The following is a 12,606-nucleotide window of genomic DNA, read 5'->3' on the forward strand; positions in this document are numbered from 1 at the left end:
TCCTCAGCCCGTGATGAAGGTAGGCCAGACCTGGATCTGCAGCTTGAGCGCCCAGATGAAGGCGATGTAGCTGCCGATCGCGAGCACCGTCGCGAGGATCAGCACCTTGGGCAGTTCGAAGTGGGCGCCGGCCAGGCTGGAGATGATGACCAGGGCATAGATCGCGATGATCAGACCCATGGCCGGCACGCCGACGCTGGGCAGTCCGCCGAGCAGCACGCCGAAGGCCAGGTTGGCGCCGAGGATGTAGGCCACCTGCTTCCAGGCCCATTTGCCGATCAGCTCGCCGTCTTCGGTCTCGACCGTGAGGCCGGTGAACATGATCACGAGGCCGATCACGGCCATCAGGATGCCCAGCATCAGCGGGAAGTAGCCGGGGCCCATGCGGGCGCCGCTGCCGACGTTGTAGGTCGTCGCCCCCCAGGCGAAGGCGACTCCCACGACGGCGAACATCACCCCCGAGAAGAAGTCTTTCTGACTCTTGATTTTCACGAACAGTCTCCACGAAAAAACTCGATCGGAGATTGTGTGGTCAGGTGACAGTCAGCTCGATGTGGATTCCACCTATCGGATTTTCAGGGTAATCCCTGGTTGCCTCACTCCAGTGGCGGGGTGGCGCTGAGCACTTCCTCGATCGTGGTCACGCCTTCGGCGACCCGCAGCGCGCCGGCCAGCCGCAGCGGCCGCATGCCGTCGACCACGGCCTGGCGGCGCAGGCCGATGGTGTTCGGTTCCTTCGTGACCAGGGCCTTGAATTCTTCGCTGACGCTCAGCAGCTCGTAGAGGCCCATGCGGCCCATGTAGCCGGTCATGCGGCAGTCGACGCAGCCGACCGGCTTGTAGGCCCGCACCGAACCGCTGATCTGCCAGGGCTTGACGAACTCGGCCAGTTTCTCGCGCGTGACCGTCTCGTCGGGCTGCTTGCAGTTGGGGCACAGCGTGCGCACCAGCCGCTGCGCCAGCACGCCGAGCATCACCGCGGTGATCAGGTAGGAGGGCACGCCCAGTTCCATCAGCCGCGTGATCGCGCTCGGCGCGTCGTTGGTGTGCAGGGTGCTGAAGACCAGATGGCCGGTGAGCGCCGCCTGCACCGCCATCTCGGCGGTGGCGAGGTCGCGGATCTCGCCGACCATGATGATGTCCGGGTCCTGCCGCATGAGCGCCCGCAGTCCTTCGGTGAAGCCGAAGTCGAGCTGGTGCTGCACCTGCGTCTGGTTGAACGAGGGCTCGATCATCTCGATCGGGTCCTCGACCGTGCTGACGTTGACCTCCTCGGTCGCGATACGCTTGAGCGTGGAGTACAGCGTGGTGGTCTTGCCGGAGCCGGTCGGCCCGGTCACCAGGATGATGCCGTGCGGACGCGTCACGAGCTTTTCCCAGCGCTGGGCGTCGTGCGGGACGAAGCCGAGGGCGTCGAGGTCCTTGACCGCGGTGTCGGGGTCGAAGATCCGCATCACCATCTTCTCGCCGAAGGCCGTGGGCAAGGTCGACAGCCGCATCTCGACCTCGTCGCCGCGCAGGTTGCGGGTCTTGATGCGGCCATCGAGCGGACGCCGCTTCTCGACCACATCCATGCGCCCGAGCAGCTTGATGCGCGCCACCATGGCGTTCAGCACGCCCATCGGCATCTGGTAGGCCGGATGCAGCACGCCGTCGATGCGGAAACGGATCATGCCCTGCTCGCGCCTGGGCTCGAGGTGGATGTCGCTCGCGCGCTGGTCGAAGGCGTACTGCCACAACCAGTCGACCACTTGCACGACGCTCTGGTCGTTGGCGTCGAGCTGCTTGTTGCTCTTGCCGAGCTCGACCAGCTGTTCGAAGCTGGCGCCGCCGGCATTGCCGCCGGCCTTCTGCGCCGCCCGCACCGACTTGGCGAGCGAGAAGAACTCGGCCGTGTAGCGCTGGATGTCGGTCGGATTGGCGACCACCCGGCGTACCGAACGGCGCGACTGGCGCTCGACCTCGGCGATCCAGTCGGTCAGGAAGGGCTCGGCCGTGGCCACCACCACCTCGCTGGCCGTGACCTGCACCGGCAGCACCTTGTGCCGCTCGGCGTAGGCCGCGCTCATGGTGTCGGCCACCTTGCCGACGTCGACCTTGAGCGGATCGATGCGCAGGTAGGCCAGCCCGGCCCGGCCGGCCAGCCACTGCGTCAGCATCTCGAGGTCGAGCGGCTTGCCGTCGCTCTCGCGGGTCATCGCGACATTGGCCAGCCGCACCATCGGCGGCTGGCGGCTCTCGGCCTGGGCGCAGCGCGCCAGCGTGCGCTTGGCCTCGACCGGCGAGATCAGGCCATCCTTTGCCAGCCATTCGATCAGGTGGCGCAGGACCAGGGGCCCTTCGTGGCGGGCGGCATCGGATGCGGTGGCGGGCAAGGCGCTCATGAGGCGGTCAACTCTGCGGTTTGAACACCCGCAGCCACTTCGGCGCAGGCAGGCCCCAGCGAGTCTGGATGCTTTGGGCCCGGTCGGCAAGCGCGGGACGCTTCGGACGGCTGGCGCTCGCCTGGGCCAGCACCACGGTGTTGCCCTCGCGCGTCGGCTTGAAGGCCCAGACCGCCTCGGCACCGAAGGCGGTCACGATCTTCTCGAGACTGCGCTCGTAGCTCGACGAGCGACCGAAGAGGTTGACCGTCATCGCACCGTCCTCCGTGAGCAGCGCACGGCAATCGGCATAGAAGGCCTCGCTGTCGAGCACCGGCGCCGCCGCCTCGTGGTCGTAGAGGTCGACCTGGAGCGCGTCGACCGTGCCGTGCCAGCGCGGCTTGCGGATTTCGGCGGCGGCATCGGCAACCACGATCTCGAGCTTGGCGTCGTCGGCCGGCAGCTTGAACCAGCCGCGGCAGGCCGCCACCACCTGCGGGTTCAGCTCGACCGCGGTGGTGCGCATGCGCAAGGTCTTGCGGCAGAACTTGGTCAGGCTCGCCGCCCCCAGGCCGAGCTGCATCGCATGCAGCTTCGCGACGCTCGCAGGGTCGACGAACAGCAGCCAGGCCATCATGCGCTGCACGTACTCGAGCTCGATCTCGAAAGGTGCATCGAGCTTCATCGAGCCCTGCACCCATTCGGTGCCGAGGTGCAGGTAGCGGACGTCGCCCCAGTCGGAGAAATTGACCTCGGGAAGGGAGAGCTTCATGGGATGACCAGGTACCTTTCAAAGACTTCGCGCCAGGCCTCGACCTTGCGATCGAAGGGCCAGCTCGCATTGGCCGCACTCGACGAGGGCAGCCGGTGCACCGGCACGCCCAGCGCCTGCGTGTGCCGCGCATGCCGGAAACTCTCCGCGCCGTTGTGCGCGATGGCGGCGAGCCGGGGCAGCCGCAGGCTCGCGATGTCGTTCGCGACCGGGTCGCGGATGGCCGAATCGAGGCTGCCTTCGCGTTCGCAGCTGGCATAGACGTCCCACACCCCCAGGCCGCGGTCGAGCAGCCAGGCGCTACGCTTTTCATAGCTGTCCTCGCCCGCTGGCAGCGGCTTTCCGGGCCACAGCGCCTGCAAAATCTTCCAGAAATGATTCTGCGGGTGCGCATAATACCGCTGCTGCGCGATCGACCGGGCTCCAGGAAAGCTGCCGAGGATCAACAAGGCGGTGTTCCCGGAAACGATTGGCGCGAGCCCCGTGAGCACGGCCTTGGCGTCGCCTGGGCGCGAGACCGGCTTATTCATGACGAAGAACGCTGCACGGCTGGCCGAAGCATCGGCGCCTGCGAGGAGAAGAAATGAATACGGAAGCGATCTGGATTTTCCTGACGACGCAAGGCGTGGATTTTGGCCTGAAAGTGATCGGCGCCCTGATCGCCTGGGCCGTCGGTCGCTGGCTGATCGGCCTGGCGCAGCGCCTGGTCGCCAAGGCCCTGGAGCGCGGCAAGCGGATGGATCCCACGCTGAGCCACTACCTGGTGTCGATCCTCGGCGTGCTGCTCAACATCGTCCTGATTCTTTCGATCCTCGACATGTTCGGCGTGCGCACCACCTCGTTCGCCGTGCTGCTGGCCGGCGCCGGACTGGCGATCGGCACCGCCTGGGGCGGCCTGCTGACGCATTTCGCCGCCGGGGTGTTCCTGCAGGTGCTGCGGCCCTACCGGGTCGGCGACTTCGTCACGGTGGGCGGCAGCATCACCGGCACCGTCAAGGAACTGGGCCTGTTCGGCACCACCCTGATCACGCCGGACAACGTGATCACCACGGTCGGCAACAACAAGGTGCTCTCGGACCCGATCCAGAACTTCAGCCAGCTGCCGTTCCGCCGGGTCGACGTCACCGCCAAGATCGCCAACGGCGTCGACCCCGTCCAGGCCATCGCGCTGCTCAAGGAAGCAGTGAGCCGGATCGCCAACGTCTCGACCGAGCAGCCGCCGGATGTCGAGATCCTGCAGTTCACGCCCGAAGGACCGCTGCTGGCGGTCCGGCCCTACACCCACACCGACCACTACTGGCAGGTGTACTTCGACACCCACAAGGCGATCGTCAGCACCTTCGGCGCCGCTGGCTATCCGACGCCCGAGACACCGCTGGTCCACCGCAACGTCACGCCGCCGGCCACGGCATGAAAAAAACCCGCCGCGGCGGGTTTTTTCCTTGAGGCCGGGCGAGCCGCTCAGGGCTTCTTGGCGGCTTCGTTCTGCTCCGTGCCGGGGATCTTCTCGCCGATCTTGTCGCCGACCTTGCGCGTGCCCGCGGCCGCATCGCTGGCCACGTTGTCGACCGCCTTGCCGGTCGCCTTGGCACCCTTCTCGGTGGCCTTCACGGCCTTCTTGGTGCCGTGCTTGGTCGCGTCCCAGGCTTTTTCGGAACCGTGCTTGGTCGCGTCCCAGGCCTTTTCGGTGTCCTTCTTGGTGGCGTCCCAGGCCTTCTCGCCTGCGTTCTCGGCCTTCTGGGTGGTGGTCTGCGCGACCGCCGCGCCGCCGATGCAGGCGAGCGCCAAGGCCAGCGCGGCCGGCAGGGTACGAACGATGGATGAATTCATGGGAAAGCTCCTTGTATGAGTTGGAGTGACTGGCTTGCCACTGTCATGCAACGGGTGCACGGGGCCAAAGGATGACACCAAAAACCGCTGGCGCACAGCGCCCGGGCCAAATCGGCACCTTCGCCTACGTGCGGTCCGGCCGGTCGGCCGACAGGCCGATCAGCGGGTGCAGACGCGGCAGGGCGGCGGCGGCATTGCGCGTGGTCGCTTCCGCCAGGGCGGCCGGTTCGATCCCGCGCAGGCCCGCCACCACCTCCGCGATGCGCGGCAGTTCGCCGGGCTCGTTGCGCCCCTGCGGTTCGCCTGCGTCCCGCTGCGCCTGCGTCCGGTAGAGCCAGTGCGGCTGGATGTCGGGCGCGTCGGTCTCCAGGACGATCGCCTCCAGTGGCAGCGTGGCGGCGAGCCGACGCAGCTGCAGGGCGCGCTCGAAGGTCACGGCGCCGCCGAAGCCCAGCTTCAGCCCCAGGTCGATGCACGCCTGGGCCTGCTGCTCGCTGCCGTTGAAAGCATGCGCGATGCCTTGCCAGCGCTGACCGGGCGCAACCTGGCGCAGGTGCTTGAGCACCTTGTCCACCGAACGGCGGACATGCATGATCACCGGCAGCCCGTGCTTGCGCGCCAGTTGCAACTGAGTGTGAAAGAAGCGCTCCTGCTTGCCGGCGTCCAGGCCCGGAACGAAGTCGTCGAGGCCGATTTCGCCCACAGCCACCAGCCGCGGGTCGTCGCGACGGCGGCCCAGTTCGTCGTCGAGCAGTGCCAGGTCCTCGTCGCGCGCGGCGTCGGTGCACAGCGGATGGATGCCCAGCGCGTAGCCGTCGCCCTGCAGGTGCGCGAGTTCGCGCACCGTCGCGAAATTGAACGCGGCCACCGCGGGAATCACGCAGAACCCGACGCCGACCTGACTTGCGCGGGCCCGGATGCGGGGCATCTCGGCTCCGAATTCCGGCGCATCGAGGTGGCAGTGGGTGTCGACGAAGAAGGGCATCGCGAGATGATGCCCGAAGGGATGCAAGGCCGCGGAAAGCGTGCTACCGTGATTGCTACGCCGACTCTCTTTAGCCCGGAGGTGCCCATGCGCAGGCCTGCTTTCTACAGCCGCTCACCCCGAGGGCCGCAGGATGCGGCCGCACCCGGTGCGTCCGCCGAGGTCGAGTCGGCCCAGGCCCCGACGAAGACACCCCGGCCACCCTGGCAACCGGGCCGGCGCAGTTTCGGCCTGCTGCTCGCCATGATCGTCGCCATGGGCGGCACCGGCGCCTACCTTTGGCCCCGCCATGGCGCGCAGGCGCTGACCCAGAAGGACATCGACGCGGCCGTGCTGCGCACCCTGCAGACCCAGTCCCTGCCCTCGCCCGCGGCCCGGGCGGCAGAGATCATCCGCCCCTCCGTGGTGCGCGTGGTGGGCTACGGCACCGAAAAGACCACGCCCGAGGCCAAGACCGAGAAGCGCGGCCGCAACATGGCCAAGGGCAAGCCGCCCGAAGCCACCGACGAAGTGCCCGGCAAGCAGGTCGAGCGCGGCGTCGGCACCGGCGTGGTGATCGTCGACAAGGGCGTGATCCTGACCAACCTCCACGTGGTCGCGGGCGCCGAGAGCATCCGCGTGACCTTCGCCGACGGCCTCGAATCGCCGGCCACCATCACCGCCCTGCAGCCCGAGAACGACCTGGCCGTGCTGCAGGCGCAGAAGCTGCCCGACGACCTGATCCCGGCCACCATGCGCTCGACCGCCGACCTGATGCCCGGCGACCAGGTGGTGGCGGTCGGCTTCCCCTTCGGCATCGGCCCGTCGGTCTCGGCCGGCGTGGTGTCCGGCCTCAACCGCTCCTTCCGCTCGCCCGAAGGCAAGCAGGAACTCGGCAACCTGATCCAGTTCGATGCGGCCGCCAACCCCGGCAACTCGGGCGGCCCGCTGATCAACATGGACGGCGAGGTGCTCGGCATCGTGACCGCCATCCTGAACCCGACCCAGCAGCGCACCTTCATCGGCATCGGTTTCGCGGTGCCGATCGAGAACGCCGCCACCGCCGCCGGCTCGCCGCCCTTCTGATCCCATCGACCCCCACCGAAGAAAGCGCCCACCATGAGCACAGAGTTCGAATCGCCCTCCCCGGTCACGGCCGAGCTGATGGAGCAGATCCTCTATCAGGTCAAGCGCGTGGTGGTCGGCCAGGACCGCTTTCTCGAACGCGTGATGGTCGCAATGCTGGCCGGCGGCCACCTGCTGGTCGAGGGCGTGCCCGGACTGGCCAAGACGCTCACCGTCAAGACCCTGGCCGACACCGTGCGCGGCCAGTTCAAGCGCATCCAGTTCACGCCCGACCTGGTGCCGGCGGACCTGGTCGGCACCCGCATCTACAACCAGAAGACCGGCGAGTTCAGCACCTCGCTGGGTCCGGTGTTCGCCAACCTGCTGCTGGCCGACGAGATCAACCGGGCGCCGGCCAAGGTGCAGAGCGCGCTGCTCGAGGTCATGCAGGAGCGCCAGGTCACGATCGCCGGCGAGACCCACAAGGTTCCGCGTCCCTTTCTCGTCATGGCGACCCAGAACCCGATCGAGACCGAGGGCACCTATCCCCTGCCCGAGGCGCAGGTCGACCGCTTCATGATGAAGGTGCTGGTCGACTACCCGAGCGATGAGGAAGAGTTCGTGATCGTCGAGCGCGTGATCGGCCCGCCGGTCGAGGCCGTGCCGGTGGCGACCACCGACCAGCTCGCGGTCCTGCAGGCCGAGGCCCAGCGGGTCTATGTCGACCCCTCGCTGATCCAGTACGCGGTCCGGCTGGTGTCGGCCACGCGCACCCCCGAGAAGCACGGCCTGAAGGACATGCGGCGCTTCATCACCTTCGGCGCCAGCCCGCGCGCCAGCATCAACCTGACCCAGGGCGCCCGCGCGCTGGCCTTGCTGCGCGGCCGCAGCTACGCCTTGCCCGAGGACATGACCGCGCTGGTGCCCGACGTCTTGCGGCATCGCGTGACGCTCTCGTACGAGGGCCTCTCCGAGGGCCTGACGCCCGACAGCCTGGTCGACCGGATCATGCGGGCCGTGCCCGCGCCCGCCAAGCCGCTAGAGCATGAAAAGCTGGTGGCCTAAGCGCGGCAAGGCCGCCAACGACGAGCAGCTGGCGGCGGTCGAGGCCGCGGCCAGCGGCGTCGAACGGGCGCTGCGCCGCCTCGAATGGACCGTGATCCGCCGGCTCGACGGCCTGCTGCAGGGCGACTACCGCACCTTGATGCGCGGCACCGGCCTGGACCTGGCGGACCTGCGCGAGTATCAGCACCACGACGACGTGCGCCACATCGACTGGAACGTCACGGCGCGGCTGCAGACGCCGCACGTGCGCGTCTTCACCGAAGACCGCGAGATGGCTGCCTGGTTCGTGCTGGACCTGAGCCGCTCGGTCGACTTCGGTTCCGGCGTCAAGGCCAAGCGGGAGATCTCCGCCGGCTTCGTCGGCGTCATCGCGCGCCTGCTCACGCGCCACGGCAACCGGGTCGGGGCGATGGTGTACGGCAACGACGTCGAAGCCGTCATTCCGCCGCGCACCGGCCGGCGCCATGTGCTGCACCTGCTGCATGCGATGGAGCGCCGCTCGGCCGAGCGCGTGCCCGACCAGAAGGGCATGACCCGGCTGGCCGACCTGCTCAAGTCCGCCGCGGTGCTGATCCCGCGCCGCTCGACGGTGTTCGTGGTCTCCGATTTCGTCACCGAGCCCGGGTGGGAGCGGGCGCTGTCGCACCTGGTCCAGCGCCACGACGTGGTCGCCGTGCGCCTGTTCGACCCGCTCGAGCTCGAGCTGCCCGACCTCGGCCTGGTGCCGCTGCGCGATGCCGAGACCGGCGAGCAGCTGTGGGTCGACACGCATGACGCGGGCTTTCGCAAGCGCTTCGCGCGCATCGCGTCCGAGCGCGAAGCCGCCCTGCGCGAAGCGCTGGCCAAGATCGGCGTCGACGCGCTCGAACTCTCGACCGCGGACGACCTGGTCGAAGCCATCGTGCGCTTCGCGGACATGCGCAAGCGCCGCGTCAGGCGCGGACAATCGAACTCCAAGATGGTGGCCGCATGAACTTCCTCTGGCCTCAATTCCTCTGGCTGCTGCTGGCGCTCCCGCTGCTGGTGCTGCTGTACCTCTGGCTGATCCGGCGCAAGAAGAAGCTGGCGCTGCGATTCGCCAGCCTGTCGATCGTGCGCGAGGCCATGAGCGCCGGCCAGAGCGTGCGGCGCCACATCCCGCCGCTGCTGTTCCTGCTGGCCCTGACCGCGATGCTGATCGCCGCCGCGCGGCCGATGGCGGTGGTCGTGCTGCCGTCGAACCAGCAGACCATCATCCTCGCCATGGACGTGTCGGGCAGCATGCGCGCGGCCGACGTGCAGCCGAACCGGCTGGTGGCCGCCCAGGAGGCGGCCAAGAGCTTCCTGAAAGAGCTGCCGCGCACCGTCAAGGTCGGCATCGTCGCCTTCGCGGGCAGCGCGCAGGTGGCGCAGCTGCCGACCACCAACCGCGACGACCTGGTCACCGCGATCGACTCCTTCCAGCTGCAGCGCGCCACCGCCACCGGCAATGCGATCGTGGTGTCGCTCGCCACGCTGTTCCCCGACGCCGGCATCGACATCTCCGACTTCTCGCCCAAGAGCCGCCAGACCGGCGTCGCCATCGACCGCGCCGGCAAGCCGCCACCCAAGGAGTTCACGCCGGTGGCGCCGGGCTCCTACACCTCGGCGGCGATCATCATGCTGACCGACGGCCAGCGCACCACCGGCGTCGATCCGCTCGATGCGGCCAAGGTGGCGGCCGAGCGCGGCGTGCGCGTCTACACGGTCGGCATCGGCACGGTCGACGGCGAGACCATCGGCTTCGAGGGCTGGTCGATGCGGGTGCGCCTCGACGAGGAAACTCTCAAGGCGATCGCCAACAAGACCTCGGCCGAGTACTTCTATGCCGGCACCGCCAACGACCTCAAGAAGGTCTACAACACCCTGAGCTCGCGGCTCACGGTCGAGAAGAAAGAGACCGAGATCTCCGCCCTGTTCGCGATGGGCGCGGCCGCGCTGGCACTGCTGTCGGCCGGCCTGTCGCTGCTCTGGTTCAACCGCATCCTGTAGGGACGACGGATGTTCGATCTCGCGGGCAAGGTCGCGCTCGTCACGGGCGGCAATGGCGGCATCGGCCTCGGCATGGGGCTGGGCCTGGCCAGGGCGGGTGCGCGCGTCGTGGTGGCGGCGCGCAATGCGCAGAAATCGGCGGCGGCCGTCGACGCCTTGAAGGCGGCGGGCAGCGACAGCTTCGCGCTCGAGGCCGACGTGACGAACGAAGCCTCGGTGGCGGCGCTGTTCGAGCAGCTCGCGGCGCGCTGCGGCCGGCTCGACGTCCTGGTCAACAACGCCGGCACGACGGTGCGCAAGCCCGTGGACCAGCTCGCGCTGGCCGAGTGGCACCAGGTCATGGACACCAACCTGACGAGCGCCTTCCTGTGCTGCCGGGCCGCGCATCCGCACCTGAAGGCGGCCGGCGGCGGCAAGATCATCAACATCGGCTCGATGATGTCGATCTTCGGCGCCCCCTATGCGCCGGCCTACGGCGCGAGCAAGGGCGGCATCGTGCAGCTGACCCGCGCGATGGCCGCCTCGTGGGCGGCCGACGGCATCCAGGTCAACGCGGTGCTGCCGGGCTGGATCCAGACCGACCTGACCGATGGAGCGCGGGCCCAGGTGCCGGGGCTCAGCGAACGGGTGGTGGCCCGCACTGCCGCCGGCCGCTGGGGCCGGCCCGAAGACCTGGCGGGCATCGCGGTGTTCCTCGCCAGCGCGGCGTCGGACTTCGTGACCGGCACCGCGATCCCGGTCGACGGCGGCTACTCGATCGCGGCATAGGGCTGGGCCTCGCGGCCGGGCATCGGAAAAGCCGATGCAGCTGCACGGAAAAGGCGACTTTCTAGCGCGGCGCCGCGCCCACATCATCGACTCCATCGCAACCAAGCCATGGAGTTGGACCAGATGATTCGAACGGGCGAACAACCAGCGAGCACCCTCGCGCCCCCTGCAACGCCCAACTTTCGCTTCGACGGCTCGGGCACGCTGTGCCGGCTCGGGCTGATCTACATCGCCTCGAGCATCGTCATGGATGCCGAATGGGCGGCCATGGCGGCGCCCGGCGTTTCGGTCCACACCACGCGCATCAAGCTGCCCAAGGTGACGGTGGAAGGCATCGAGGAGATGATGGACTCGCCCGAGCTGGCGCAGGCTGCGCGCCTGGTGGGCTCTGCACCCATCGACCTGCTGTGCTTCGGCGGCACCAGCGCCTCGTTCCTGCACGGGACCGCCTACGACCATGCGCTGATCGCCAAGATGAAGCAGTGGGTGCCCGGGCCGTTGATCAACACGGCATCCACCGCCACGCTGGCGGCGCTCCGGAAGGTCGCGGCCGGCAAGGTCGCGCTCGCCACGCCCTATGTGGATGCGGTGCACGCCAAGGCGATCCGCTTCCTGGAAGAGAACGGACACCAAGTCGTGCGCCATGCCAACCTGCGCATCGACGAGGACCGCGCGCTGGCCGAGGTGCCGCTCGCGCAGGTCTACGACCTGGTCCGCTCGGTGGACCATCCCGAAGCCAGCGCGATCTTCATCAGCTGCACCAATTTCCGCTCGGTCGGCGCCATCGAGGCGCTGGAGCAGGCGCTCGGCAAGCCGGTCATCTCGGCCGTGCAGGCCTCGTTCTGGCACTGCCTCGAACTGCTGCAGGTCGATGGCGCCCGACCCGGCTACGGGCAGCTCTTCGACGGCCGCATCGCGCCCGGCGCCTGACAACCCGCTTCGTCTCCACCTGCTTTCCAACTCTCCGAGGATCTTCGCCATGCAACCCTTTCGACGTCTTCTTTGCGCCGCGGCCTGCGCCTTGCTGGCCACCGGCGCCGCCCAGGCACAGACCGCGCTCGACAACATCGTCAAGACCGGCGTGATCCGCATCGCCGTGCCCACCGACTACCCGCCCTACGGCTTCGTCGGCACCGACCTGCAGCCGCAGGGACTGGACATCGACATGGCGCGCTACGTGGCCGGCAAGCTCGGCGTCAAGGCCGAACTGGTGCCGGTGACCAGCACCAACCGCGTGCCCTACCTGCAGACGCGCAAGGTCGACATCGTGATCTCGACCTTGGCGCGCAACGCCGAGCGCGAGAAGGTGGTCGACTTCACGACCGCTGCCTACTCGCCCTTCATCAGCGCCGTGTTCGCGCCCAAGACGCTGGCCGTCAAGAGCTTCGCCGATCTCGACGGCAAGTCGGTGGGCGTGACGCGCGGCACCATCGAGGACCAGGAGCTGACCAAGGTGCTGCCCAAGGGCGCCAACCTGATGCGCTTCGAGGACCACGCCGCCACCATCACCGCGATGGGTGCCGGCCAGGTGGCGGCGGTGGGCAGCAGCCAGCCGGCGGTCTCCAAGCTGATCCAGAACCAGCCGCAACTGGGCCTGGAGAACAAGCTGATGCTGAGCCAGAGCCCGAACTTCATCGGCGTGCCGAAGGGCGAGGACAAGCTGCGCGAGCGCATCAACGAGATCGTGGTCGAGGCCCGCAAGTCGGGCGAGTCGGACCGGATGTCGACCCGGTGGCTGGGCCGCGCGGTCGGCGACATCCCGATGTGAC

14 protein-coding genes are annotated in these 12,606 nt (G+C 68.4%); 8 read left to right on the plus strand and 6 right to left on the minus strand.

All coding sequences use genetic code 11. The annotated features are described in order from the left end of the window. Positions 1–3: 3 nt before the first annotated feature. From QTI17_RS16485 to QTI17_RS16500, 4 genes are all read right to left on the minus strand, one after another. The gene (locus QTI17_RS16485; RefSeq protein WP_286369808.1) at positions 4–492 is read right to left on the minus strand and encodes a tripartite tricarboxylate transporter TctB family protein; all 489 of its coding nucleotides are present in this window, start codon (positions 490–492) and stop codon (positions 4–6) included. A 104-nt stretch (positions 493–596) separates the two neighbouring features. Further along, positions 597–2,384, minus strand: a complete 1,788-nt coding sequence (tfpB, locus tag QTI17_RS16490; protein WP_286534444.1) for a type IV pilus assembly ATPase TfpB — start codon at positions 2,382–2,384, stop codon at positions 597–599. Between the two features lie 7 nt (positions 2,385–2,391). Beyond that, the gene (locus QTI17_RS16495) at positions 2,392–3,135 is read right to left on the minus strand and encodes a class I SAM-dependent methyltransferase (protein WP_286534445.1); all 744 of its coding nucleotides are present in this window, start codon (positions 3,133–3,135) and stop codon (positions 2,392–2,394) included. Beyond that, on the minus strand, positions 3,132–3,665 hold the full coding sequence (locus tag QTI17_RS16500) for a DNA-deoxyinosine glycosylase (RefSeq protein ID WP_286534447.1): 534 nt from the start codon (positions 3,663–3,665) through the stop codon (positions 3,132–3,134). Before QTI17_RS16500 ends, QTI17_RS16495 begins: the two co-directional genes overlap by 4 nt. Positions 3,666–3,718: 53 nt before the next feature. Between QTI17_RS16500 and QTI17_RS16505 the strand changes: the two genes are divergently transcribed. Further along, entirely contained in the window at positions 3,719–4,549 is an 831-nt protein-coding gene (locus QTI17_RS16505; RefSeq protein ID WP_286534449.1) for a mechanosensitive ion channel family protein, read from the plus strand. A 47-nt stretch (positions 4,550–4,596) separates the two neighbouring features. Here QTI17_RS16505 and QTI17_RS16510 read toward each other — a convergent pair whose 3' ends face one another. Together QTI17_RS16510 and QTI17_RS16515 are read right to left on the minus strand one after the other, a co-directional pair. Next, positions 4,597–4,965, minus strand: a complete 369-nt coding sequence (locus QTI17_RS16510; RefSeq protein WP_286534450.1) for a hypothetical protein — start codon at positions 4,963–4,965, stop codon at positions 4,597–4,599. A 124-nt stretch (positions 4,966–5,089) separates the two neighbouring features. Beyond that, entirely contained in the window at positions 5,090–5,950 is an 861-nt protein-coding gene (locus tag QTI17_RS16515) for a TatD family hydrolase (RefSeq protein WP_286534452.1), read from the minus strand. 87 nt (positions 5,951–6,037) lie between these two features. On the opposite strand from QTI17_RS16515, the gene QTI17_RS16520 reads away from it, so the two are divergent. From QTI17_RS16520 to QTI17_RS16550, 7 genes are all read left to right on the plus strand, one after another. After that, a complete protein-coding gene (locus QTI17_RS16520; RefSeq protein WP_286534453.1) occupies positions 6,038–7,015 on the plus strand; it encodes a S1C family serine protease in 978 nt (325 codons plus the stop codon). Between the two features lie 33 nt (positions 7,016–7,048). Continuing rightward, entirely contained in the window at positions 7,049–8,059 is a 1,011-nt protein-coding gene (locus tag QTI17_RS16525; protein ID WP_286524957.1) for an AAA family ATPase, read from the plus strand. Beyond that, positions 8,040–9,032, plus strand: a complete 993-nt coding sequence (locus QTI17_RS16530) for a DUF58 domain-containing protein (RefSeq protein ID WP_286534454.1) — start codon at positions 8,040–8,042, stop codon at positions 9,030–9,032. The genes QTI17_RS16525 and QTI17_RS16530 overlap by 20 nt, the downstream gene beginning before the upstream one ends. Beyond that, positions 9,029–10,069: a VWA domain-containing protein gene (locus tag QTI17_RS16535; protein WP_286524960.1), complete on the plus strand. Its 1,041-nt coding sequence runs from the start codon at positions 9,029–9,031 to the stop codon at positions 10,067–10,069. The genes QTI17_RS16530 and QTI17_RS16535 overlap by 4 nt, the downstream gene beginning before the upstream one ends. Positions 10,070–10,078: 9 nt before the next feature. Beyond that, the gene (locus QTI17_RS16540) at positions 10,079–10,837 is read left to right on the plus strand and encodes an SDR family NAD(P)-dependent oxidoreductase (protein WP_286534455.1); all 759 of its coding nucleotides are present in this window, start codon (positions 10,079–10,081) and stop codon (positions 10,835–10,837) included. Between the two features lie 123 nt (positions 10,838–10,960). After that, on the plus strand, positions 10,961–11,767 hold the full coding sequence (locus QTI17_RS16545) for a maleate cis-trans isomerase family protein (protein WP_286534457.1): 807 nt from the start codon (positions 10,961–10,963) through the stop codon (positions 11,765–11,767). 49 nt (positions 11,768–11,816) lie between these two features. Then, entirely contained in the window at positions 11,817–12,605 is a 789-nt protein-coding gene (locus QTI17_RS16550; protein WP_286534459.1) for a transporter substrate-binding domain-containing protein, read from the plus strand. The last annotated feature ends 1 nt before the right edge of the window (position 12,606 follow it).

Origin of the sequence: Variovorax sp. J31P179, assembly GCF_030316985.1 — a bacterium.
GTDB classification, from domain to species: Bacteria; Pseudomonadota; Gammaproteobacteria; order Burkholderiales; family Burkholderiaceae_C; genus Variovorax; species Variovorax ginsengisoli_B.

Coding starts and splice junctions, on each gene's coding strand:
- tfpB (WP_286534444.1), bottom strand. CDS start 2,384: ATGAGCGCCTTGCCCGCCACCGCATCCGATGCCGCCCGCCACGAAGGG.
- QTI17_RS16500 (WP_286534447.1), bottom strand. CDS start 3,665: ATGAATAAGCCGGTCTCGCGCCCAGGCGACGCCAAGGCCGTGCTCACG.
- QTI17_RS16495 (WP_286534445.1), bottom strand. CDS start 3,135: ATGAAGCTCTCCCTTCCCGAGGTCAATTTCTCCGACTGGGGCGACGTC.
- QTI17_RS16505 (WP_286534449.1), top strand. CDS start 3,719: ATGAATACGGAAGCGATCTGGATTTTCCTGACGACGCAAGGCGTGGAT.
- QTI17_RS16525 (WP_286524957.1), top strand. CDS start 7,049: ATGAGCACAGAGTTCGAATCGCCCTCCCCGGTCACGGCCGAGCTGATG.
- QTI17_RS16535 (WP_286524960.1), top strand. CDS start 9,029: ATGAACTTCCTCTGGCCTCAATTCCTCTGGCTGCTGCTGGCGCTCCCG.
- QTI17_RS16540 (WP_286534455.1), top strand. CDS start 10,079: ATGTTCGATCTCGCGGGCAAGGTCGCGCTCGTCACGGGCGGCAATGGC.
- QTI17_RS16520 (WP_286534453.1), top strand. CDS start 6,038: ATGCGCAGGCCTGCTTTCTACAGCCGCTCACCCCGAGGGCCGCAGGAT.
- QTI17_RS16530 (WP_286534454.1), top strand. CDS start 8,040: ATGAAAAGCTGGTGGCCTAAGCGCGGCAAGGCCGCCAACGACGAGCAG.
- QTI17_RS16550 (WP_286534459.1), top strand. CDS start 11,817: ATGCAACCCTTTCGACGTCTTCTTTGCGCCGCGGCCTGCGCCTTGCTG.
- QTI17_RS16545 (WP_286534457.1), top strand. CDS start 10,961: ATGATTCGAACGGGCGAACAACCAGCGAGCACCCTCGCGCCCCCTGCA.
- QTI17_RS16510 (WP_286534450.1), bottom strand. CDS start 4,965: ATGAATTCATCCATCGTTCGTACCCTGCCGGCCGCGCTGGCCTTGGCG.
- QTI17_RS16515 (WP_286534452.1), bottom strand. CDS start 5,950: ATGCCCTTCTTCGTCGACACCCACTGCCACCTCGATGCGCCGGAATTC.